This window comes from Kitasatospora sp. NPDC054768, from assembly GCF_053612025.1.
Genome location: NZ_JBSHBN010000002.1, coordinates 30,228 through 55,087 on the forward strand (window position 1 = coordinate 30,228; position 24,860 = coordinate 55,087).

The 24,860-nt window shown below is 72.9% G+C and carries 12 protein-coding genes; 10 read left to right on the plus strand and 2 right to left on the minus strand.

The genetic code is table 11. The features are described 5' to 3' along the window. Positions 1-206 precede the first annotated feature (206 nt). On the plus strand, positions 207-2,495 hold the full coding sequence (gene glgX, locus ACWGKU_RS00800) for a glycogen debranching protein GlgX (RefSeq protein WP_452177009.1): 2,289 nt from the start codon (positions 207-209) through the stop codon (positions 2,493-2,495). 10 nt (positions 2,496-2,505) lie between these two features. Here the strand turns inward: glgX and ACWGKU_RS00805 are convergent, their stop codons facing one another. Continuing rightward, on the minus strand, positions 2,506-3,933 hold the full coding sequence (locus ACWGKU_RS00805) for a family 2B encapsulin nanocompartment shell protein (RefSeq protein WP_452177010.1): 1,428 nt from the start codon (positions 3,931-3,933) through the stop codon (positions 2,506-2,508). Between the two features lie 235 nt (positions 3,934-4,168). Here ACWGKU_RS00805 and ACWGKU_RS00810 point away from each other — a divergent pair, with 235 nt between their 5' ends. Both ACWGKU_RS00810 and ACWGKU_RS00815 read left to right on the plus strand, forming a co-directional pair. Next, on the plus strand, positions 4,169-6,064 hold the full coding sequence (locus tag ACWGKU_RS00810; RefSeq protein ID WP_452177011.1) for an ABC transporter ATP-binding protein: 1,896 nt from the start codon (positions 4,169-4,171) through the stop codon (positions 6,062-6,064). Beyond that, positions 6,061-7,908, plus strand: coding sequence for an ABC transporter ATP-binding protein (locus ACWGKU_RS00815; protein ID WP_380538180.1), 1,848 nt, complete (start codon positions 6,061-6,063; stop codon positions 7,906-7,908). Before ACWGKU_RS00810 ends, ACWGKU_RS00815 begins: the two co-directional genes overlap by 4 nt. A 167-nt stretch (positions 7,909-8,075) precedes the next feature. On the opposite strand, the gene glgP is transcribed toward ACWGKU_RS00815, so the two are convergent. Beyond that, positions 8,076-10,754 carry an alpha-glucan family phosphorylase gene (gene glgP, locus ACWGKU_RS00820; protein ID WP_380538182.1) on the minus strand — a complete coding sequence of 893 codons (2,679 nt, stop codon included), beginning with the start codon at positions 10,752-10,754 and terminating at the stop codon, positions 8,076-8,078. A gap of 1,070 nt (positions 10,755-11,824) precedes the next feature. Between glgP and ACWGKU_RS00825 the strand changes: the two genes are divergently transcribed. The 7 genes from ACWGKU_RS00825 (at position 11,825) to pyk (ending at position 24,839) form a co-directional block, all read left to right on the plus strand. Next, positions 11,825-13,780 (plus strand): alpha-1,4-glucan--maltose-1-phosphate maltosyltransferase, encoded by a 1,956-nt coding sequence (locus ACWGKU_RS00825; RefSeq protein ID WP_401043217.1) that lies wholly within the window; start codon positions 11,825-11,827, stop codon positions 13,778-13,780. Next, entirely contained in the window at positions 13,777-15,501 is a 1,725-nt protein-coding gene (gene treS, locus ACWGKU_RS00830; RefSeq protein ID WP_380348689.1) for a maltose alpha-D-glucosyltransferase, read from the plus strand. The genes ACWGKU_RS00825 and treS overlap by 4 nt, the downstream gene beginning before the upstream one ends. A gap of 251 nt (positions 15,502-15,752) precedes the next feature. Then, positions 15,753-17,243, plus strand: coding sequence for a maltokinase N-terminal cap-like domain-containing protein (locus ACWGKU_RS00835; protein WP_359901409.1), 1,491 nt, complete (start codon positions 15,753-15,755; stop codon positions 17,241-17,243). Between the two features lie 61 nt (positions 17,244-17,304). Next, entirely contained in the window at positions 17,305-19,743 is a 2,439-nt protein-coding gene (glgB, locus tag ACWGKU_RS00840; protein WP_452177012.1) for a 1,4-alpha-glucan branching protein GlgB, read from the plus strand. A gap of 182 nt (positions 19,744-19,925) precedes the next feature. Beyond that, positions 19,926-22,097, plus strand: coding sequence for a phosphate acetyltransferase (pta, locus tag ACWGKU_RS00845; protein WP_452177013.1), 2,172 nt, complete (start codon positions 19,926-19,928; stop codon positions 22,095-22,097). Then, positions 22,094-23,317 (plus strand): acetate kinase, encoded by a 1,224-nt coding sequence (locus ACWGKU_RS00850; protein ID WP_401048815.1) that lies wholly within the window; start codon positions 22,094-22,096, stop codon positions 23,315-23,317. The genes pta and ACWGKU_RS00850 overlap by 4 nt, the downstream gene beginning before the upstream one ends. A gap of 94 nt (positions 23,318-23,411) precedes the next feature. Next, positions 23,412-24,839, plus strand: coding sequence for a pyruvate kinase (gene pyk, locus ACWGKU_RS00855; RefSeq protein ID WP_359899892.1), 1,428 nt, complete (start codon positions 23,412-23,414; stop codon positions 24,837-24,839). Positions 24,840-24,860: the final 21 nt, after the last annotated feature.

Below are 24,860 nucleotides of genomic sequence, written 5' to 3' on the forward strand. Positions count from 1 at the left end.
TCCCACTGTTCGCGTCCGACGCCGGGAACAACGAGGCGCATCGACGCGGGGACACGCCGATCGCCCCGGAATCCCCCCATCCCGTCAACCCGCCACCCTGGCCGCCATCCGCCGGTAAGCCCCCGTTCAACGGCTTCCGATCTGCGCAATCCGGGAAGGAGAAGGTGAACGGGGTCCGGGACACCCCGCCCAGGGAGGGTGCGGCCATGGCGTCAGGGCAGGAGCTGGAAGCCGGGGTACGGCCGGTCGGCGGTCCGCACCGCACCGCCGAACCGCCCTGGCCCGGCAGCTGGCAGCCGCTCGGCGCCCGCTGCCGCACCGACCGGCGCGGCCGCCGGGGCACCAACTTCGCGCTCTGGGCGGCCGGCGCCGAGGCCGTCGAGCTGTGCCTGTTCGACGAGGACGGCCGGGAGAGCCGGCACCACCTCACCGAGCAGGACGTCCAGATCTGGCACGGCTTCCTCCCCGACGTGCGCCCCGGCACCCGCTACGGCTTCCGCGTGCACGGCCGCTGGGACCCGTGGACCGGCGCCCGCTGGAACCCGGCCAAGCTGCTGCTCGACCCGTACGCCCGCGCCGTGGACGGCTGTTACACCTCGCACGACGCCGTCTGCTCCGCCGTCCGCAACTGGCCCGAGGCGGACGTCGCCGACACCGTCCGGGACAACCGCGACTCCGCGCCGTACGTGCCCAGATCCGTGGTCGTCCACGACGACGACGACTGGTCCGACGACCACCGCCCGAGGACCCCGTGGGCCGAGACGGTGCTCTACGAACTGCACGTGCGCGGCTTCACCATGCGCCACCCCGAGGTCCCGCCGCAGCTGCGCGGCACCTACGCCGGCCTCGCCCACCCCGCCGCCGTCGCCCACCTCACCCGCCTCGGGGTGACCGCCGTCGAGCTGCTGCCGGTGCACCAGCACGCCAGCGAGGACCACCTGCAGGCCCGCGGACTGGTCAACTACTGGGGCTACAACACGATCGGCTACTTCGCCCCGCACGCCGGCTACTCCGCCTCCGGCTCCCGCGGCGGCCAGGTCGGCGAGTTCAAGCGGATGGTCCGCGCCCTGCACGCCGCCGGGATCGAGGTGATCCTGGACGTGGTGTTCAACCACACCGCCGAGGGCGGCGCACTCGGCCCGGCGCTCTCGCTGCGCGGCATCGACAACGCCGCCTACTACCGCCTCCCGCCCAACCGCCCCCGCGGCTACGCCGACTACACCGGCTGCGGCAACACCCTGGACACCCGCCGCCCCCAGGTGATCCGGCTGATCACCGACTCGCTGCGCTACTGGGTCGCCGAGATGGGCGTGGACGGCTTCCGCTTCGACCTGGCCGCCGCGCTGGCCCGCGGCGGTCCGAACGGCGGCGACGCAGTCGACATGGACCACCCCTTCCTCGCCGCCGTCGCCCAGGACCCCCTGCTCAGCCGGGTGAAGCTGATCGCCGAGCCCTGGGACGTGGGCCCGGGCGGCTACCAGGTCGGCGGCTTCCCCCCGCTGTGGGCCGAGTGGAACGACAAGTACCGCGACACCGTACGGGACTTCTGGCGCGGCGCCCGCCCCGACGTGCGCGAGCTCGGCTACCGCCTCTCCGGCTCCTCCGACCTCTACCAGCGGGCCGGCCGCCGCCCGGGCGCCTCGGTCAACTACGTGACGGCGCACGACGGTTTCACCCTGCGCGACCTGGTCTCCTACGACCGCAAGCACAACGAGGCCAACGGCGAGGACAACCGGGACGGCACCGAGGACAACCGCTCCTGGAACCACGGCGCCGAGGGCGAGACCGCCGACCCGGCGGTCAACTCCCTGCGCCTGCGCCAGCTGCGCAACCTGACGGCCACCCTGCTGCTCTCCGCCGGCGTCCCGATGATCACCGCCGGCGACGAGCTGGGCCGCACCCAGGGCGGCAACAACAACGCCTACTGCCAGGACAACGAGGTCGGCTGGCTGGACTGGTCGCTGCTGGAGCAGCCCGGCTGGCAGGAGCTGTGCGAGCTCACCGCCCGGCTGGTCCGGCTGCGCCGGGCCCACCCGGTGCTGCGCCGCCGGGCGTTCTTCTCCGGCCGCGCCACCGGCCCCGGCGGCCGGCCCGACCTCGTCTGGTTCACCCCGCGGGGCACCGAGATGACCGAGGCCGACTGGTTCGCGCCGACCGCCTGCCTCGGCATGCTGCTCTGCGGCACCGCGCTGTCCGAACGGGACGAGACCGGGCTGCCGCTCAGCGACGACAGCTTCCTGCTGCTGCTCAACGCGGGCCACGAACCGGTGGTGTTCACCCTGCCCGGCGAGCCCCGCGCGGCGCCGGCCGCCGAACGGGAGCCGATGACCGGGCGGGAGGCGCCGGCCGGGCGGGAGGCGGCGGTCGGGCGGGAGGCGGCGGTCGGCTGGGAGACGGTGGTCGACACCGCCGCGGGCCCGGACGGACCGTGCCCGCGCGGCGCCGTCGTGCTCGGCGGGCGCTCGCTGCGGCTGCTGCGCGCGCCCGCTGCCTGAGGGCCCGGGCTCAGCCGCGGGCGTGCCCGAGCTCGACGTTCTCCAGCACCCCGATCGCGTCCGGCACCAGCACCGCCGCCGAGTAGTAGGTGCTGACCAGGTAGGAGGCGATCGCCTTCTCGTCGATGCCCATGAACCGCACGTTCAGGCCCGGCTCCACCTCGTCCGGGATGCCGACCTGGGTGAGGCCGACCACGCCCTGGTTCTCCTCGCCGACGCGCATCGCGATGAACGCGGTGGTCTGCTGGTCGGACACCGGGATCTTGTTGCACGGGAAGATCGGCACCCCGCGCCAGGTCGGCCGCTGCTTGCCGAGGACGTCGACGGTGGACGGGTAGACGCCGGCCCGGTTGCACTCCCGCTCGAAGGCCGCGATCGCCCGCGGGTGGGCGAACAGGTAGTCGGTGTCACGGCGCATGCTCAGCAGCTCGTCCAGGTCGTCCGGGGTGGGCGCCCCGGCGCGGGTCTGGATCCGCTGGTCGAAGTCGGCGTTGCCGAGCAGGCCGAACTCCGGGTTGTTGACGAGCTCGTGCTCCTGCCGCTCCCGCAGGGCCTCGACGGTCAGCCGCAGCTGCTCCTCGGTCTGGTTCATCGGCTGGTTGTAGAGGTCCGCGACCCGGGTGTGCACCTTGAGCACGGTCTGCGCGACGCTCAGCTCGTACTCGCGCGGCTTCAGCTCGTAGTCCACGAAGGCGCCGGGCAGCTCGTACTCGCCCCGGTGGCCGGCCGAGAGGTCGATCCTCGCCTCGCCGTGCTCGTTCTGCGCCTGCGCGACGTCGGCTGCGAAGCCCAGCAGCTGCTCGCGCAGCGCCTCGGAGCGGCCGATCAGCTCCTGGAGCACCGGCCAGGGCAGCGTCATCGCGACCCCTGAGGTGTTCGCCCGCACGGTGTACGGCCAGGTGCCGCCGCCCTCGGTGATCGCCTCGGCGCCCAGGTGGTCGCCGTCCGCGAGCGAGCCGAGCACGGTCTGCTCGCCGTACTTGCCGGTGCCGATCCGGTCCACCTTGCCGTGCGCGATCAGGAACACCTCCTCGATCGGCGCCCCCTCCCGCACCAGCACGTCGCCCTGCGCGAAGTCCCGCTGGACGAACCGGCGGGCCATCTCGGCGAGCACCTCCTCGTCCTCGAAACCGCGCAGCGCCGGAACCTCGGCCAGCGAGGGGGCGATCACCGTCACCGCGGAGCCGGTCTTCGCGAAGCTCACCCGGCCCTGCCCGGGGGCGAAGCTCAGCCGCCGGTTGACCCGGTAGGTGCCCGCGCCGACCTCCACCCACGGCAGCATCCTCAGCAGCCAGCGGGAGGTGATCTCCTGCATCTGCGGCTTCGACTTGGTCGTCGTCGCCAGGTTCCGCGCCGCGGTCGTGCTGAGGCTGAGCTGGGCCCGTACCTGCACGATTGCGGAGCCGGGCCCCGGGGTGGGTTCGGTTTCGACCGTCATGTGTGCACTCCTGTCACTCGCGCATCAAAGGCAGTCCGTCAGGAGCTGTCATCGGCCGATCAGCAGGGCGCTCGCAAGAGGCGCGCGGCGCACTCCTGTCCGCACGAACGGCTATGCGCGCCCCGTCCTTTCGCGCCCGCCCCGGCCGTTCAGGTGGCCGGTTCTCGGCGGGCCGCACCGACAGGGGCGAAAAACCGGATGAGAAGTGACGGGCTCTGTGCCTACCCTCACCGCGATGGCCGAGAACAGGCAGGACCACGACAACCCGCCCCAGGGAAGCCCCCGAACCGACGGCCCCGGGGAGCCGGGCAGAACCGACGAACCCGACGGAACCGGCCGGACCGGGCCCGGGCCGCGACACTCCGCGGTCCGCTCCCTGCTGCGCCTGTGGCCGTACGCCCGTGCCGTCCGCGGCCGGCTGGCCGTCTCGGTGACGGCCGCGACGCTCGCCATGCTGAGCACCCTCGCCGTCCCGGTGGTCCTCGGCCGGATCGTGGACGGCCCGCTCGCCGAGCGCGACCTCGCCGGCCTCTGGCCCCTGGTCGGCCTGCTGCTGATCCTCGGCCTGGTCGAGTCGGCGCTGTTCTACACCCGCCGGGTGGTGCTGGCCCGCCCGCTGGCCGGGCTGGAGACGGCGATGCGCGGGGACCTCTTCGCCAAGCTCCAGCGGCTGCCGGTCTCCTTCCACGACCGCTGGGGCTCCGGCCAGTTGCTCTCCCGGGCCACCGCCGACATGTACACCATGCGGCTGTTCCTGGCCTTCCCGCTGGTCTTCCTGATCGTCAACTCGGTGATGTTCCTGGCCGGCACGGTGCTGATGTTCACCCAGGACTGGCGGCTCGCCCTGATCGCCCTGATCCCGGTCGTCCCGCTGTTCGTGGTCACCCGGCGGTTCGAGACCGGCTACTCCGGCGCCACCCGGCGCGCCCAGGACCAGAACGGGGACCTCGCCACCGTGGTCGAGGAGTCCGTCCTCGGCATCCGCATCCTCAAGGCCTTCGGCCGCCACCGCTCGATGGCCGAGCGCTTCCGCGCCCAGTCCCAGGAGCTGCGCCGCACCGAGCTGCGCAAGGCGCACCTGCTCGCCAACCTGTGGGCGGTCACCGTCGGACTGCCGGAGATCGCGCTGGGCTGCGCCCTCGCCGTCGGCGCCTACCTGGTGGCGAACGACGGCCTGAGCGCCGGCACCCTGGTCGCCTTCCTCTCCACCGCGCTCGCGCTGCGCTGGCCCGTCGAGTCGCTCGGCTGGCTGCTCGCCTACGGCAACGACGCGGCCACCGCCACCGACCGCTTCTTCGAAGTGATGGACGAGCCGGAGACCCCGGACCCGGGCACCGCCGCCGAACTCGCCGCCGCGGACGGCATCCGCTTCACCGGCGTCCGCTTCCGCTACCCCGACGCCCCCGGGGACAGCCCCGACCTGCTGGCCGGCATCGACCTGCACGTCCGCAGCGGCGAGACGATGGCCCTGGTCGGCGCCACCGGCAGCGGCAAGACCACGCTCACCGCCCTGCTCCCCCGGCTGTACGACGCCACCGCCGGCACCATCACGCTGGACGGCCGGGACGTCCGCGAGCTGCCCCGGCAGCGGCTGCGCGAACTCGTCGCGGTCGCCTTCGAGGAGCCCACCCTGTTCTCCGCCACCGTCCGGGAGAACGTCCTGATGGGCGCCCCGGGCGCCGGCGAGGAGCAGCTGCGCACCGCCCTCGCCACCGCCCAGGCCGGCTTCGTCGAGAAGCTCCCGCAGGGCCCGGACACCGAGGTCGGCGAGCAGGGGCTGAGCCTGTCCGGCGGCCAGCGCCAGCGCCTCGCGCTGGCCCGCGCGGTGGTCGGCGACCCGGCCTTCCTGGTGCTGGACGACCCGCTCTCCGCCCTGGACGTGCACACCGAGGCCCTGGTCGAGCGGGCGCTGCGCGAGGTCCTCGGCACCACCACCGCCCTGGTGGTCGCCCACCGCCCCAGCACCGTGCTGCTCGCCGACCGGGTCGCGGTGCTGGCGGACGGCCGGATCGCGGCCGTCGGCACCCACCAGGAGCTGCTGCGCGACTGCGCGCACTACCGAGAACTGATGTCGGGCGAGGCCGCCCCGGTGCCCGAGGGCTCCCTCGCGTCGAATGGAGGGCGCGCATGACCACCACCGCCGAACCCGTCCGGACCGGGCCCGCCGAGCCGGCCGAGGAGGAGCTGCCCGCACCTCCCGCCGACGAGGAGGACATCCCCGTCCCACCGGGTGCTCCCCGGGCGCTGCTGCGCTCGCTGCTCGGCCCGCACCGGGCCCGGATCACCATCGCGATGGTGATCATCCTGGTCCAGCAGGCCGCGCTCCAGACCGGACCGCTGCTGGTCGCGGTGGCGATGGACCGCGGCATCCCGGCACTGCGCGAGCACGACTCCGGCCCGCTGATCGCGGTGGTCGCGGCCTACCTGTTCTGCGCGCTGCTCAGCCCGGTGCTGCAGTGGGCGTTCATCAAGATCAGCGCCCGGGTCAACCAGGACATCGTGCTGGAGCTGCGCGGCCGGATCTTCCGGCACGCCCAGCGGCTCAGCCTGGACTTCCACGAGCGCTACACCTCGGGCCGGATCATCTCCCGCGCCACCAGCGACATCGACGCGCTGCGCGAGCTGCTCTCCGAGGGTCTGCAGGAGCTGCTGACGGTCTTCCTGTCGGTCTGCTACATCTCGGTGCTGCTGCTGGTGCTGGACTGGCGGCTCGGCCTGGTCTCGCTGGCGGCCTTCCTGCCGCTGGCCCTGATCGCCCGCTCCTTCCGCCGCCGCTCGCGCCGGGTCTACCGGCGCTCGCGCACCTCGGCGGCCTCGCTGATCGTCCGCTTCACCGAGACCATGAACGGCATCCGTCCGGTGCAGGCCTTCCGCCGCGAGAAGGCCAACGACGCGGCCTTCGCCGTGGTCAACCAGCAGTCCGCCACCGCGACGGCGGACGGCCTGCTGGAGATCGCCCGCTACGTCGGCCTCTCCCGCGCCACCGCCAACCTGTGGACCACCGGCGTGGTGCTGCTCGGCGCCTACCTGGTCGTGGACGACGCGCTGGAGCTGGGCGTGCTCACCGCCTTCGCGCTCTACCTGCGCCGGCTCTTCGACCCGATCGACCAGCTGGCGATGTTCCTGAACAGCTACCAGTCGGCCGCCGCCGCCCTGGAGAAGATCTCCGGCCTGCTCGCCCACGAGCCGACCGTCGCCGAGCCGGCCGAGCCCGTCGAGCTGCCCCGGGCCGACGGCAAGGGCCGGGCGGTGGCCTTCGAGGGCACCCGCTTCGCCTACCGGACCGGCAAGGAGGTGCTGCCGCCCTTCGACCTGTCGATCCCGGCCGGGCAGACGGTGGCGGTGGTCGGCGCGACCGGCGCGGGCAAGTCGACGGTCGCCAAGCTGCTGGCCCGCTTCTACGACCCGACCGACGGCCGGATCCGGCTGGACGGCGTGGAGCTGCGCGACCTGGCCACCCCCGAGCTGCGGCGCGGGGTGGTGATGGTCACCCAGGAGTCCTTCCTGTTCTCCGGCACCGTCGCCGAGAACATCGCGATCGGCCGCCCCGGCGCCACCCGCGCGGAGGTCGAGCAGGCCGCCCGCGACATCGGCGCGTACGAGTTCATCGCCGCCCTGCCGGACGGCTTCGACACCGACGTGCGCAAGCGCGGCGGCCGGATCTCGGCCGGCCAGCGCCAGCTGGTGGCCTTCGCCCGCGCCCTGCTGGCCGACCCGGCGGTGCTGATCCTGGACGAGGCGACCAGCTCGCTGGACGTCCCCGGGGAGCAGGCCGTGCAGCGGGCGATGCGCACCGTGCTGGCCGGCCGGACGGCGGTGATCATCGCCCACCGGCTCTCCACCGTGGAGATCGCCGACCGTGTCCTGGTGATGGACCAGGGCCGGATCGTGGAAGATGGCTCCCCACAGGAGCTGATCGACGGCTCCGGCCGTTTCGCCGCCCTCCACCGGGCCTGGCGGGACAGCCTGGTCTAGGGTCCGGCTCCGGGCCCCCATGAATGTGCCCGACCGGGTGCGCCGTCACGCACCCGGCCGGGCCTCCCCACTTCCCGACCGGACGTACGGGCCCGGCCGCGGCCGTGGTTCACGGCCCCGCGGGCGGCTGCCGTCCTCCCCGGGACGCACGGCAGCCGCCCGCGGGGTCAGCGCAGCAGTCCGGCGTCCATCCCGGCCGACTCGGCCGGCAGGGCGACCAGCCCCAGCTCGGCCGGCGAGGCCAGCCGGGGGTGCGCGGGCAGCACCCGGACGGTGTAGCCGAACGGGCCGGTCCGGCACAGCTCCAACGAACCCTCGTAGCGGGTGCGGCCGTCCAGGTCCGGCCCGCCGACCGGCTTGAGGGCGAGCAGGCAGGCGTCCGAGATCCGGTCCCGTTCGTCCACCCGGCCGGAGACCGCCTGCACCTCGACGTCGCCCGGTTCCAGCGTCCCGAGCGCGACCTGCACCCGCAGCGCCAGCGAGCTGCCCAGCTCCTGCGCCTCGGCCGGGCAGTCCGCCTCGACGTGCTCGACCCGGACGGCCGGCCACGCCTCCCGGACCTTCGCCTTCCAGACCGCCAGCTCGCGCGCGCCCGTGAACCGCCCGGTCGCGTGCTGCCCCGCCAGCTCCCGCTGGGCCTGCGCCGCCGGGGCGTACAGCCGTTCGACGTACTCCCGGACCATCCGCCCGGCCAGCACCTTGGGCCCGAGGGTGACCAGGGTGTGCCGGACCATGGCGATCCACTGCTGCGGCAGCCCGTCGGCGTCCCGGTCGTAGAACCGGGCGGCGACCTGGTTCTCGATCAGGTCGTAGAGCGCGGCCGCCTCGATGTCGTCGCGCCGCTCGGCCTCGCCGCTGTCCGGGTCGAGCGCCCCGCCGCTCTCGTCGGCGGTGGGGATCGCCCAGCCGTTGCGGCCGTCGAACCACTCGTCCCACCAGCCGTCCAGGACGGACAGGTTGAGGCAGCCGTTGAGCGCGGCCTTCATCCCGGAGGTGCCGCAGGCCTCCAGCGGGCGCAGCGGGTTGTTCAGCCAGACGTCGCAGCCCGGGTAGAGGCGCTGGGCCATCGCCATGTCGTAGTCCGGCAGGAAGACGATCCGGTGCCGCACCGCCGGATCGTCGGCGAAGGCGACCATCTGCTGGATCAGCCGCTTGCCGCCGTCGTCGGCCGGGTGGGCCTTGCCGGCGACGACGATCTGCACCGGCCGGGTGGGGTGCAGCAGCAGTCCGCGCAGCCGCTCCGGGTCGCGCAGCATCAGGGTGAGCCGCTTGTACGAGGGCACCCGGCGGGCGAAGCCGATGGTGAGCACGTCGGGGTCGAGCACCGAGGAGACCCAGCCGAGCTCGGCCGCGCCGGCCCCGCGCCGGCGCCAGGAGGCGTGCAGCCGGCGGCGGGCCTCCTCCACCAGCTGGGCCCGCAGGGTGCGCCGCAGCTCCCAGACCTCGGTGTTGCCGATGCGTTCCAGTCCGCTCCAGCGCCGGGTCTCGCCGGTGGTCATCGCCTCCTCGGCGCGCTCGGCGCCGAGTTCGGCGGCGCCGAGCCGGACCACCGCCGGGTCGATCCAGGTGGCGGCGTGCACGCCGTTGGTGACCGAGGTGATCGGCACCTCCGCGGGGTCGAAGCCGGGCCACAGGCCGTTGAACATCGAGCGGCTGACCTCGCCGTGCAGGGTGGAGACCCCGTTGGCGCGCTGGGCGAGCCGCAGGCCCATGGCGGCCATGTTGAAGAGCTTCGGGTCCCCGTCGGGCCAGCTCTCGGCGCCGAGCGCGAGCACCTGGTCGACCGGTACGCCCGGCAGCGTGGCGTCGCCGCCGAAGTGGCGGGCGACCAGCTCGCGGTCGAAGCGGTCGATGCCGGCCGGGACGGGCGTGTGGGTGGTGAAGAGGGTGCCGGCCCGGACGGCCTCCAGGGCGGCGGCGAAGTCGAGGCCGGCCCGGCCGTCGGCGATCAGTTCGCGGATGCGTTCGACGCCGAGGAAACCGGCGTGGCCCTCGTTGGTGTGGAAGACGTCGGGGGCGGGGTGCCCGGTGAGCCGGCAGTACGTGCGCACCGCCCGGACGCCGCCGATGCCGAGCAGCATCTCCTGGAGCAGCCGGTGCTCGCTGCCGCCGCCGTACAGCCGGTCGGTGACGTCCCGCTCGGCGGGCGAGTTGGCCTCGATGTCGGAGTCGAGCAGCAGCAGCGGGACCCGCCCGACCTGGGCCTTCCAGATGTGGGCGGCCAGGGTGCGGCCGCCGGGCAGGGCGAGGTCGACCCGGCCGGGGGTGCCGTCGGCCTCCCGCAGCAGGCTGACCGCGAGTTCGTCCGGATCGAGCAGCGGATAGCGCTCCTGCTGCCAGCCGTCCCGGCTCAGGGACTGCCGGAAGTAGCCGTGCCGGTAGAACAGGCCGACGCCGACGACCGGCACGCCGAGGTCGCTGGCGGCCTTGAGGTGGTCGCCGGCCAGGATGCCGAGTCCGCCGGAGTACTGGGGCAGCGCGGCGGCGATGCCGTACTCGGGCGAGAAGTAGGCGATCGCGGCGGGCAGCGGGGCGGCGTCGGACTGCTGCCGGTTCTGGTACCAGCGGGGGCCGGTGAGGTACTCGCGCAGGTCGTCGGCGAGGTCGCCGAGTCTGCGCAGGAAGCGCCGGTCCGTGGCGAGTGCGGCCAGTCGGGCGGCCGGGACCTCCCCGAGCAGCCGTACCGGGTCCTCGCCGGTCGCGGCCCAGACCTCCGGGTCCACGGACCGGAAGAGGTCCCTGGTCTCGGGGTGCCAGGACCAGCGCAGGTTGAGGGCCAGCTCGTGCAACGGCTGGAGTTGTTCGGGCAGGACGGTGCGGACGGTGAATCTGCGGATTGCCTTCACGGCGTGAAGCGTAGCCTCGGCGGTCGGTCCGACAGTGCGTCAAGTGGGCTATTGGGCATCCGTTCGGGCTATTGATGAGATCGCATTCGGCGCATTGGTCTGCACGAGGGGCGCGCGCGGCGCACATTTCGGAGGCCCGCGCTACCAATGCGTGAACTCTTCGGTACGACTCCATTTGCGGGGGCCCGTCCACCCGGGAGAAGGCCCGAAACTACTGTCGTACCGCTGCAAAAACCTTGTCGCCGGTGCGAGGATGACCGAAGGTCGTTGGTGCTGTGGGGAGTGCGACGACGGGTGGCGTCCCCCGCGAAGCAGCACGTCCGAATCCTTTTCGTGTTGGCCGTTCCCGTCCTTCTTAGCCCATTCGGCGCTCACCGCGCACGGACGCGTGTCCTGACGCCCGGCCCGCTCGTTCACGGGTGGACCGGGTCGGCCGGGGCGTGGCCCGCGCAGGCGTGCGCCGGGACGCACACGGGCTCCGGGGCGTCCCACCACCGGCTCGGCGGGCGCCGGGCAGGTTGCCGGGAACAGCGGCGCGGGCAGGCTCCGGTGGCACGTCCTCCCCACCCAGCAGTCCTCCGGTACTCCCCCGGCCCGACCCCGGCCCGCGGGGAGCTGCCGCCGATCTCGGGCAGGAGCTTGGCATGCACGGCGACACGCGGGACCAGTCCACACCGGTGGCCGAAGGCCTCGACGCAGCGGTCGCGGAATCCGCCGGACGGATGGATTCTGACACTCGGACAGATCCGGCGATGCCGGCGCCGAGGGCGTCCGGGGCGGGCGGTGGCGGATCCTCCGAAGCCCAGCCCCCCGCGGCACAGCCCTCCGCGACCCGACACCCCGGGAGCGAGGAGGACCGGACCGCGACGCCCCGCCGGCGCACCACCACGCGCCGCAGCACCGCCACCGCGTCGGCCACCACCCCGAAGGCCGGCACCGGGGCCGATCCCGCGCCGCGCCGCCGGACCGCGGCCGAACCCGCCGGGAGGACCGTCGGCAAGGCCGCCGCCAAGCCCTCCACCAAGCCCTCCACCAAGCCCTCCGCCCGCAAGACGACAGAGAGCGACACCGTGATCGGCCGCATCCCCGTCCTGGACGTCAGTCCCCTCGTCGACGCCGGCCGCCGCCCGGCCAAGGCCGTCGTCGGCGAGACCTTCCCGGTCACCGCGACCGTCTTCCGCGAGGGCCACGACGCCGTCAACGCCAACGTGGTGCTGCGCGACCCGCGCGGCCGCAGCGGCCCGTGGACGCCGATGCGCGAACTGGCCGAGGGCACCGACCGCTGGGGCGCGTACGTCACCCCGACCGCGCCCGGGCGCTGGTCGTACCTGGTGGAGGCGTGGAGCGACCCGGTCGCCACCTGGCGCAAGACCGCCGCGGTGAAGCTGCCCGCCGGGATCGACACCGCGCTGGTCCTGGAGGAGGGCGCCCGGCTGCTGGAACGGGCCGCCGCCGGGGTGCCCAAGAAGGAGGGCCGCGCCGACCTGCTGGCCGCCGCCGACGCGCTGCGCGACCCGACCATGCCGCCGCTGTCCCGGCTGGCCGCCGCGCTCGCCCCCGAGGTGCTCGACGTGCTGGTCCGCCACCCGCTGCGCGAGCTGCTCAGCGCCTCCCGCCCGCTGCCGCTCCAGGTGGACCGCGAGCGCGCGCTGTTCGGCTCCTGGTACGAGTTCTTCCCCCGCTCGGAGGGCGCCGTGGTGGACCCGACCGGCGTCGAGCCGCCGCGCCCGGGCAACCTGCGCACCGCCGCCGAGCGGCTGCCGGCCGTCGCCGCGATGGGCTTCGACGTGGTCTACCTGCCGCCGGTCCACCCGATCGGCCGAGCCTTCCGCAAGGGCCCGGACAACACCCTGACGGCCGGCCCGCACGACGTCGGCTCGCCCTGGGCGATCGGCTCCCCCGAGGGCGGCCACGACGCGGTCCACCCGGACCTCGGCACCATCGAGGACTTCGACCACTTCGTCACCGAGGCCCGGGCGCTGCACCTGGAGGTGGCGCTGGACTTCGCCCTCCAGTGCTCCCCCGACCACCCCTGGGTGAACAAGCACCCGGAATGGTTCAGCCATCGCGCGGACGGCACCATCGCGTACGCCGAGAATCCGCCGAAGAAGTACCAGGACATCTTTCCGGTCAACTTCGACCAGGACATGGACGGAATCGTCAAGGAAACCATCCGGATCCTCCGGTTCTGGATGTCCCACGGCATCCGGATCTTCCGGGTCGACAACCCGCACACCAAACCGGTGGCGTTCTGGGAGAAGGTGCTCGCCGACGTCGCCCGGACCGACCCCGACGTCGTGTTCCTGGCGGAGGCCTTCACCCGCCCGGCGATGATGCACACCCTGGCGAAGATCGGATTCCACCAGTCGTACACGTACTTCACCTGGCGCACCACCAAACCGGAACTCACCGAGTACCTCACCGAACTCACCGGTGACGCCGCCGCCTACATGCGGCCCAACTTCTTCACCAACACCCCGGACATCCTGCACGCGTACCTCCAGCACGGCGGCCGGGCCGCCTTCGCGGTCCGCGCGGTGCTCGCCGCCACCCTCTCCCCCAGCTACGGCGTCTACGCCGGCTACGAGCTGTACGAGGACGAGCCGGCCCACCCGGGCTCCGAGGAGTACCTGCACTCGGAGAAGTACGAACTGCGCCCGCGCGACTGGAGCCGCACCGACACCCTGGCCCCGCTGCTGACCGTGCTGAACCGGCTGCGCCGCCGCCACCCCGCCCTCCAGCAGCTGCGCGACCTGCGCTTCCACCCCACCGACAACGACCAGGTGCTCGCCTACTCCAAGACCGCGACCACCCCCGAGGGGCTCACCGACCAGGTCATCACCGTGGTGAACCTCGACCCGCACCACGTCCAGGAGGCCACCGTCACGCTGGACGGCGACGGCCCGTACGCGGTGCACGACGAGCTCACCGGCGCCGTCTTCACCTGGGGCCGGCACAACTACGTCCGGCTCGATCCCTCAGCCGAGCCGGCTCACCTCCTCACGGTTCGGAGGAACCCAGCGTGACAGTGAACGAGCCCGTCCCCGACACCTTCCCCGAGACCTCGAAGAAGACGCTCGACCCCGACTGGTTCAAGCGTGCGGTCTTCTACGAGGTGCTGGTGCGGTCCTTCCAGGACAGCAACGGCGACGGGGTCGGGGACCTCAAGGGGCTCACGGCCAAGCTCGACTACCTCCAGTGGCTCGGGATCGACTGCCTCTGGCTCCCCCCGTTCTTCGCCTCGCCCCTGCGCGACGGCGGGTACGACGTGTCCGACTACACCTCGGTGCTGCCGGAGTTCGGCGACCTCGCCGACTTCATGGAGTTCGTCGACGCCGCCCACGCCCGCGGCATGCGCATCGTCATCGACTTCGTCATGAACCACACCAGCGACCAGCACCCGTGGTTCCAGGCCTCCCGGACGGACCCGGACGGGCCGTACGGCGACTTCTACATGTGGGCCGACGACGACAAGCAGTACCCGGACGCCCGGATCATCTTCGTCGACACCGAGACGTCCAACTGGACCTACGACCCCGTCCGCAAGCAGTACTTCTGGCACCGCTTCTTCTCGCACCAGCCGGATCTCAACTACGACAACCCCCGGGTCCAGGACGAGATGATCGCCGGGCTGCGGTTCTGGCTCGACCTCGGCATCGACGGCTTCCGGCTGGACGCGGTGCCGTACCTGTTCGCCCGCGAGGGCACCAACTGCGAGAACCTGCCGGAGACCCACGAGTTCCTCCAACGGGTCCGCAAGGAGATCGACGCCAACTACCCGGACACCGTGCTGCTCGCCGAGGCGAACCAGTGGCCGGAGGACGTCGTCGACTACTTCGGCGACTTCGCCTCCGGCGGCGACGAGTGCCACATGGCGTTCCACTTCCCGGTGATGCCTCGGATCTTCATGGCGGTGCGCCGGGAGTCCCGCTACCCGGTGTCGGAGATCCTCGCCAAGACCCCGCAGATCCCCGGCGGCTGCCAGTGGGGCATCTTCCTGCGCAACCACGACGAGCTGACCCTGGAGATGGTCACCGACGAGGAGCGCGACTACATGTACGCGGAGTACGCCAAGGATCCGCGGATGCGCGCCAACGTGGGCATCCGCCGCAGGCTCGCCCCGCTGCTGGAGAACGACCGCAACCAGATCGAGCTGTTCACCGCCCTGCTGCTCTCCCTGCCCGGCTCCCCGGTGCTCTACTACGGGGACGAGATCGGCATGGGCGACAACATCTGGCTCGGCGACCGGGACGGCGTGCGCACCCCGATGCAGTGGACCCCGGACCGCAACGCGGGTTTCTCCTCCGCCGACCCGGGCAGGCTCAGTCTGCCGCCCATCATGGACCCGGTGTACGGCTACCAGGTGACCAACGTCGAGGCGCAGCAAAGCAGTTCGAGTTCGCTGCTGCACTGGACGCGTCGCATGATCGAGATCCGCAAGCTCAATCCGGCGTTCGGCCTCGGCGGCTACGCCGAACTGCCCTCCAGCAACCCCGCCGTACTGGCCTTCGTGCGCGAGCACGAGGGGGACCTGGTCATGTGCGTGAACAACTTCTCGCGGTTCGCGCAGCCGACCGAGCTGGACCTGCGGCAGTACGGCGGGCGGTATCCGGTCGAGCTGATCGGCGGGGTGCGCTTCCCGTCGATCGGCGAGTGGCCCTACCTGCTCACCCTGGCCGGGCACGGCTTCTACTGGTTCCAGCTCCGGCAGCCCCCGCGCCTGAGCGGGACCAGGCGATCGAAGTAACGATCCGCCGCACGCCGCACACCAGCGTGAACAGCACCATCAGACCCTCCGGGGGCGCGAGTTGAACCCCCGCGCCCCCGGAGTTCTCTGCACCACCGCGTACGGAGAACAGCCCAACGGCCACCCACACGAAGGCGTGACACCCGAGCCGTGCTCGCGTGCCGCGACCGCCGCGCCGCCGCAATCCGGAAGACTGACGGACCCGGCCACGACCCGTCGGGCAGTCCGCGTGCTTCCGGGGAAAGGGAGCCATGTCCGAAACCTCCCGTTCTCAAGCCCACCTCCAGGACGGCGCCCCCGCCGGTTCCGCCGCCGCGGCGGGCACCCGGGGCGCCGGGGTCCGGAGAACCGCCCTGGGCGTCAGCGAACTCGTCCAGGCGGCCCTGCCGCTGATCGCGGCGTGGCTGCCCACCCAGCGCTGGTACGCCGGCAAGGGGCGGCCCATCACCGGCCTCACCCCGGTGGTCGGCACCCCGCTGCAGGTCGGCGACCCGGCCCTGCTCCACCTGTTGCTACGGGTCGAGCACGCCACCACGGCCGGCGCCCCGCACGGCGACATCTACCAACTGCTGCTCGGCATCCGCTCCGGCGGGCTCGGGGACATCGGGCCCGGCGCCGTACTCGGCCGGCTCAGCCAGGGCCCGTACGACGGCGCGACCCTCTACGACGCGGTGCACGACCCGGAACTCACCGGGCGGCTGCTGGAACACCTGGCCACCGGCGACCGCTTCGGCGCGCTCTCCTTCCGCCGCACCCCCGGCTCGGGGCTGCCCGCCAACCTCCCCGGCCGCGCCTCCACCGCCGAGCAGTCCAACAGCTCGGTCATCTACGGCACCTCGTACATCCTCAAGCTGTTCCGCCGCATCCACCCCGGCACCAACCCCGACCTCGAACTCTCGCTCGCGCTCTCCCGGGCCGGGTCCACCCGCATCCCCCGGGTCGCCGCCTGGTTCGAGAGCCGGATGGAGCGCGCCGAGCCCGCCACCCTCGGGCTGCTGCAGCGCTACCTGCCGGACGCCGAGGACGGCTGGGAACTGGCCCTCGACCAGGTCGGCCGGCTCAAGGGCGACCGGTCCCCGGGCAACTTCGCCATCGAGGCGCACCGGCTCGGCCGGGCCACCGCCGAGGTGCACCGGGTGCTGGCCCGCTCGATGCCGGTCGCCCGGCTCGACCGCACCCAGACCGGACGCCTGGCCGGCGCGATGGCCGACCGGCTGGACAGCGCCGTGGCCGCCGTCCCCGGGCTGCTGCGCTTCCGGGCCGCGCTGCGCGCCGCCTTCCAGCAGCTCGCCGACGCCCACCCGGACGGCCTGCCGGTCCAGCGCATCCACGGCGACCTGCACCTCGGACAGGCGATGCGCACCCCGCACGGCTGGGTGCTGCTGGACTTCGAGGGCGAGCCGGCCAAGTCGGTCAACGAGCGCCGCGAGCCGCAGCCGGCCCTGCGCGACGTCGCCGCGATGCTGCGCTCCTTCGACTACGCGGCCGCCCACCTGCTGGCCGGCGGCCCGGTCGACCCGGAGCTGGCCCACCTGGCCGCCGCCTGGGCCCAGCGCAACCGCACCGCCTACTGCGCCGGCTACACCGCCGGCGGCGGCGCCGACCCGGCCGCCTCGCCGGAGCTGATGCGCGCGCTGGAGATCGACAAGGCGGTGTACGAGGTGGTGTACGAGGCCCGGCACCGGCCGAGCTGGCTGCCGATCCCGCTGGCCGCGATCAACCGGCTGGCCCTGTCCGTCTGACCCCCCGCTTCCCGTACCGCCCGCAGGAGTTCGCCCACCCCCGTCGCAGGAGGACCCCGCCGTGACGCCGATCGACCCGACCGGCCGCCCCACCCGCACCGTACCGGCCACCTTCCTGGCCGGACCGCTCCCAGCCGAAGGGCGGGCGGCCGAAGGGCGCGCCGGCCACGACCGCGAAGCGCGCCGGGCGACCGAGGAGGAGGACGCCGGGACCGCCTCCGAGCCTCCACCCTCGCCCCGGCCCGCCCCCCGGCCCGCCGCCGGAGAACCCCGGGAGGCCGGACGCCCGGCCCCCGCCGGGGCGCTGCGGCTGCCCGAGGCGCCGTTGCCGCCGTCCGAGGTGGACCGGCTGGTCGGCGGGCAGCACCACGACCCGCACGCCCTGCTCGGCGCACACCCGGTGCTCGGCGGCACGGCGATCCGGGTGCTGCGCCCGTTCGCCGAACGGGTGGTCGTGGAGACCACCCAGGGCCCGGCCGAACTCACCCACCAGCAGGGCGGACTGTTCACCGGCCTGGTGGCCGGCGGCGATCCGCCGGACTACACCCTGCTGGTGACGTACCCCGACGGCGAGCCGCTGCGCCAGCACGACGGCTACCGCACCCCGCCCACCCTCGGCGAACTCGACCTGCACCTGATCTCCGAGGGCCGGCACGAACAGCTGTGGCGGGCGCTCGGCTCGCACGTGCGCACCGTCGACGGGGTGGCCGGCACCGCCTTCGCGGTCTGGGCGCCGAACGCCGCCGGGGTGCGGCTGATCGGCGACTTCAACCACTGGAACGGCACCGGGCACCCGATGCGCTCGCTCGGCTCGTCCGGGATCTGGGAGCTGTTCGTCCCCGGCCTGGCCGAGGGCGCCACCTACAAGTACGAGGTGCACACCCGGCAGGGCTGGGTGCTGGACAAGGCCGACCCGCTCGCCCGGGCCGCCCAGTGCCCGCCCGGCACCGCCTCGGTGGTCACCTCCTCCGACCACACGTGGCAGGACGGCGAGTGGATGGCCCGCAGGGCCCGCTCGGCGCACCACCGGGCACCGATGTCGGTGTACGAGCTGCACCTGCCGTCCTGGCGCCCGGACCTCACCACCTACCGCGCCATCGCCGAGGAACTGCCGCGCTACCTCCAGGAGTTGAACTTCACCCACGTGGAGTTCATGCCGGTGATGGAGCACCCCTTCGGCGGCTCCTGGGGCTACCAGGTGTCCGGCTACTACGCCCCCACCGCCCGGCTCGGCGGCCCCGACGACTTCCGCCACCTGGTGGACACCCTGCACCGGCACGGCATCGGCGTGATCGTCGACTGGGTGCCCGCGCACTTCCCCAAGGACGACTTCGCGCTCGCCCGCTTCGACGGCGAGCCGCTGTACGAGCCGGCCGACCCGCTGCGCGCCGAGCACCCGGACTGGGGGACGCTGGAGTTCGACTACGGCCGCAAGGAGGTGCGCAACTTCCTGGTCGCCAACGCGGTGTACTGGTGCGAGGAGTTCCACATCGACGGCCTGCGGGTGGACGCCGTCGCCTCGATGCTCTACCTCGACTACTCCCGCGAGGGCGGCGACTGGACGCCCAACCAGTACGGCGGCCGGGAGAACCTCGACGCGGCCTCCTTCCTCCAGGAGATGAACGCCACCGTCTACCGCCGCTGCCCGGGCGTGATCACCGTCGCCGAGGAGTCCACCGCCTGGGACGGGGTCACCCGGCCCACCGACGCCGGCGGCCTCGGCTTCGGGCTGAAGTGGAACATGGGCTGGATGCACGACTCGCTGGTCTACATCTCCAAGGAGCCGGTGCACCGCAAGTACCACCACAACGAGATCACCTTCTCGATGGTGTACGCCTACTCGGAGAACTACGTCCTGCCGATCTCCCACGACGAGGTGGTGCACGGCAAGCAGGCGCTGGTCTCCAAGATGCCCGGCGACTGGTGGCAGCAGCGCGCCAACCACCGCGCCTACCTCGGCTTCATGTGGTCCCACCCGGGCAAGCAACTGCTGTTCATGGGGCAGGAGTTCGCCCAGGGCGCGGAGTGGGACCACGAGCAGGGCCCGCAGTGGTGGGTGCTCGACGAGCAGTGGCCGGCCCACCGGGACCACCTCGGGGTGCGCCGGCTGGTCGGCGACCTCAACCGGTGCTACCTCGACACCCCGGCACTGTGGGAGCTGGACACCGTCCCGGACGGCTTCCGCTGGCTCGACGGCGGCGCCGCCGAGGACAACCTGCTCTCCTTCGTCCGGTACGCGGCCGACGGCTCGCCGCTGGTCGCGCTCTGCAACTTCTCGCCGGTCGTCCGGCACGGGCACCGGGTCGGCCTGCCCCGGCTGGCGGGCCGCGAGCAGCTCTGGGAGGAGGCACTGAACACCGACGCCGAGGAGTACGGCGGCAGCGGCGTCGGCAACTCCCACCCGGTCAAGGCCGAGCCGGTGGAGTGGGACGGCCAGCCCCGCTCCGCCGAACTGGTCCTCCCCCCGCTCTCCACCGTCTGGCTCCGCCCCGCCCGCTGAGCGCCGCTCGGCCGGGGGCCGCGCACGACGAGGCCCCGGGTGCCCGCCCCACCGGGCGGGCACCCGGGAGGGACCTCCGCCCCTTGCCCGAACCCCGCCGTTCTGCTCGCGGACGGCCGTTCGGGGTGCGAAGGTATGGTCGATATGACCACTTTCCGAGACGACGGGACGGAGACACCCACGTGGCGCGCAGCGTGTACGTGACCGGTATCGACCGGGGGGACGGCCGCCAGGCGGTCGAACTCGGGGTCATGGAACTGCTCACCCGCCAGGTGGACCGGGTCGGGGTGTTCCGCCCACTGGTGCACGCCGCCGCGCCCGGGCGGCCGGGCTCCGACCACGTGGTCGAGCTGCTGCACGGCCGCTACCGGCTCGACCTGCCGAGCACCGAGCTGTACGGCCTCACCTACGAGGAGGCCGCCGCGCTCCAGGCCGCCATGGGGCAGGACGAGCTGGTCTCCGTCCTGGTCGACCGCTTCCACGCGCTGGAGCGGCGCTGCCAGGCCGTGCTGGTGCTCGGCACCGACTTCTCCGACACCAGCATCCCGGACGAACTGGCCTTCAACGCCCGCCTGGCCAACGAGTTCGGCGCCGCCGTACTGCCCGTGGTCGGCGGGCACGGCGCGGACGCCGGGACGGTCATCGCCGAGGTCCGCAACGCCCACCGGGCGTACACCGACCTCGGCTGCCAGACCCTCGCGATGATCGCCAACCGGGTCTCCCCCGGCGCCGAGCAGCGGATCCGGCACACCCTCACCGAGAAGCTGCCGATCCCCGCCTACGTCATCCCGGAGGAGCCGGCCCTGGCCGCGCCCACCGTCGCCCAGCTGGTCGAGGCGACCGGCGCCGAGGTCCTGATCGGGGACGCCGCCGGCCTCGCCCGGGACGTGCGCGGCTACGTCTTCGGCGGCGCCATGCTGCCGACCTTCCTGGACGCGCTGACCGAAGGCGCGCTGGTGGTCACCCCCGGGGACCGCGCCGACCTGGTGATCGGCTCGCTGGCCGCGCACGCCGCCGGCGCCCCGCCGATCGCCGGCGTGCTGCTGACGCTCGGCCAGCACCCCGGCCCCAACGTGATGGCACTGGCCGCCCGGCTCGCCCCCGGCACCCCGGTCGCCGTCGTCCCCGAGGGCAGCTGGCCCACCGCCGCCCATCTGACCCACCTGGAGGGCAAGCTCACCCCGGCCAGCCCCCGGAAGGCCGAGATCGCCCTCGGCCTCTTCGAACTGCACGTCGACACCGCCGAGTTGACCAACCTGATCGAGGTCGGCCGGTCCGACCGGGTCACCCCGATGATGTTCGAGCACGAGCTGCTGGAGCGCGCCCGGGGCGCCCGCCGGCACGTCGTCCTGCCCGAAGGCACCGAGGAGCGGGTGCTGCGCGCCGCCGAGATCCTGCTGCGCCGCAACATCTGCGACCTCACCCTGCTCGGCGAGGTGGACGCCGTCCGCCGCAAGGCCTCGGCCCTGAGCATCGCCCTCCCGGACGCGGGCACCGCTCCCGGCCACCAGGCCGGGGGGAACCCGGCCGCCGACCGGGCCCAGGTGCGGATCGTCGACCCGGCCACCAGCCCGCTGCGCCGCCAGTTCGCCGAGCTGTACGCGAAGCTGCGCGCCCACAAGGGGATGACCGTCGAGCTGGCGCTGGACGTGGTCACCGACGTCTCGTACTTCGGCACCCTGATGGTCCAGGAGGGCATCGCGGACGGCATGGTCTCCGGCGCGGCACACTCCACCGCCGCCACCATCCGGCCCGCCTTCGAGGTGATCAAGACCTCGCCGGGCGCCTCGATCGTCTCCTCGGTCTTCTTCATGTGCCTGGCCGACCGGGTGCTGGTGTACGGCGACTGCGCCGTCAACCCGGACCCGGACGCCCAGCAGCTGGCCGACATCGCCATCCAATCGGCCGCCACCGCCGCCCAGTTCGGGGTGGAGCCGCGGGTCGCGATGCTCTCGTACTCGACCGGCACCTCCGGCTCCGGCGCCGACGTCGACAAGGTCCGCAAGGCCACCGAGCTGGTCCGCGAGCTGCGGCCGGACATCCTGGTCGAGGGCCCGATCCAGTACGACGCGGCGGTGGACGCCCACGTCGCGGCCACCAAGCTGCCGGGCTCCCCGGTCGCCGGGCGGGCCACCGTGCTGATCTTCCCGGACCTCAACACGGGCAACAACACCTACAAGGCGGTCCAGCGTTCGGCCGGCGCGGTCGCGGTCGGGCCGGTGCTCCAGGGGCTGCGCAAGCCCGTCAACGACCTCTCCCGCGGGGCGCTGGTGCAGGACATCGTCAACACCGTCGCGATCACCGCCATCCAGTCCCAGGACCGCACATCGGACAGCAAGGAGCCCGTCGCATGAGTGGAGGCACCCGCGTTCTCGTGCTGAACGCCGGCTCCTCGTCGGTGAAGTACCAGCTGATCGACATGCTGGACGGGGCCAAGCTGGCCGCCGGGCTGGTCGAGCGGATCGGTGAGACCGGCGGGCGGCTGGTGCACACCCCGCGCGGCGGCGAGGCGCGCGAGACCGTCCAGGTCTTCCCGGACCACGCCGGCGCGCTCAAGGCCGTCGCCGAGGAACTGTCCGCCGACGGCCTCGGGCTGGACTCCCCCGAGCTGGCCGCGATCGGCCACCGGGTGGTGCACGGCGGCCTGCGGTTCACCGAGCCGACCGTGATCACCGACGACGTGCTCCGGGAGATCCGCCGGCTGATCCCGGTCGCCCCGCTGCACAACCCGGCCAACATCACCGGCATCGAGGTGGCCCGCGCGCTGCGCCCCGACCTCCCCCAGGTGGCCGTCTTCGACACCGCCTTCCACGCCTCGATGCCCGAGTACTCGGCCCGGTACGCCATCGACAAGGCCGTCGCCGACCGGCACCGGGTGCGCCGCTACGGCTTCCACGGCACCTCGCACCAGTACGTCTCGCGGGCCACCGCGCGGCTGCTCGGCAAGGATCCGGCCGAGGTCAACGTGATCGTGCTGCACCTGGGCAACGGCGCCTCCGCCTCGGCTGTCGCCGGCGGCCGCTGCGTGGACACCTCGATGGGCCTGACCCCGCTGGAGGGCCTGGTCATGGGCACCCGCTCGGGCGACATCGACGCCGGCGTGGTGTTCCACCTGCACCGGGTCGGCGGCCTCTCCGTGGACGAGATCGACGACCTGCTGAACCGCCGCAGCGGCCTGCGCGGGCTGTGCGGCGAGAACGACATGCGCGAGATCATGCGCCGGGCCGACGAGGGGGACGCGGACGCGAGGCTGGCCTTCGACTCGTACGTCCACCGGCTGCGCAAGTACATCGGCGGCTACTACGCGGTGCTCGGCCGGGTGGACGCGATCGCGTTCACCGCCGGCGTCGGGGAGAACGCGGCGCCGGTGCGCGCGGCGGCCACCGCGGGACTGGAGGAACTGGGCATCGCCGTCGACCCGGAGCTGAACTCGGTGCGGTCCGGCGAGGCCCGGATCATCTCGCCCGAGTACGGCCGGGTGGCGGTCGCCGTGGTGCCCACCGACGAGGAGCTGGAGATCGCCCGACAGGCCTTCGCCCTGGTGCACCGGGAACGCCGGGAGTCCGAGGACTGACACAGAACCGTCTCACTCCTCGGAACTTTTCGTCGGCGATTCCTCCCGGTGCGTGCCGAATGCACCTATAACACGAACGGATAGACTGATCCATATGCGCCGAGCGAAAATTGTCTGCACCCTGGGTCCGGCGACGGACTCCTACGAACAGCTGAAGGCCATCGTCGAGGCGGGCATGAACGTCGCCCGACTGAACATGAGCCACGGCAACCACGCGGACCACGAGGAGCGGTACCGCAAGGTCCGCCAGGTCTCGGAGGACACCGGCAAGGCCATCGGCGTCCTGGCCGACCTCCAGGGTCCGAAGATCCGTCTGGCGACCTTCGCCAACGGCCCGGTGACCGTCGACAACGGCGACGAGTTCACCATCACCACCGAGGACGTCCCCGGTGACCAGCACATCTGCGGCACCACCTACAAGGGCCTGCCCGGCGACGTGAAGCCCGGCGACCCGATCCTGATCAACGACGGCGTCATCGCCCTGGAGGTCGTCAGCGTCGACGGCCCGCGGGTGAGGACCGTGGTGGTCGAGGGCGGCGTGCTCTCGAACAACAAGGGCATCAACCTGCCCGGCGCGGCCGTGAACGTGCCCGCCCTGTCCGAGAAGGACAAGGACGACCTGCGCTTCGCGCTGCGCCTGGGCGTCGACATGATCGCCCTGTCCTTCGTCCGCAACGCGGACGACGTCAAGGACGTCCACGAGGTCATGGACGAGGTCGGCATCCGGGTGCCGGTCATCGCCAAGATCGAGAAGCCGCAGGCCGTCGAGGCCATGGAGGAGATCGTCCTCGCCTTCGACGCCATCATGGTCGCCCGCGGCGACCTGGCCGTGGAGTACCCGCTGGAGCGGGTGCCGCTGGTCCAGAAGCAGCTGGTCACCCTGGCCCGCCGCAACGCCAAGCCGGTCATCGTCGCCACCCAGATGATGGAGTCGATGATCCACGCCTCGCGCCCGACCCGCGCCGAGGTCTCCGACGTCGCCAACGCCATCCTGGACGGCGCCGACGCGGTCATGCTGTCCGCCGAGTCGAGCGTCGGCAAGTACCCGGTCGAGACCGTCCGCACCATGAGCCGGATCTGCGAGAAGGCCGAGGAGGAACTGCTCTCCCAGGGCCTCCAGCCGCTCAACCCGGGCCGCAAGCCGCGCACCCAGGGCGGCTCGGTCGCCCGCGCCGCGTGCGAGCTGGGCGACTTCCTGGACGGCAGGGCGCTGGTCGCCTTCACCAAGTCCGGTGACACCGCCCGCCGGCTGTCCCGCTACCGCTCGCCGATCCCGGTGATCGCCTTCACCCCGGACACCGCCACCCGCAACCAGCTCTCGCTGAGCTGGGGCGTCGAGGCGTACGTGACGGAGCAGGTGGCCACCACGGACGCGATGGTCGCGCAGGTCGACCGGGAGCTGCTGAAGCTGGGCCGGCTCGGCGAGGGCGACACCGTCATCGTCACCGCCGGTGTCCCGGTCGGCATCCCCGGCACCACCAACATGGTGCAGGTGCACCACCTCGGCACCCGGAGCGAGTGACCGCCCGCCCGACCCGAACGC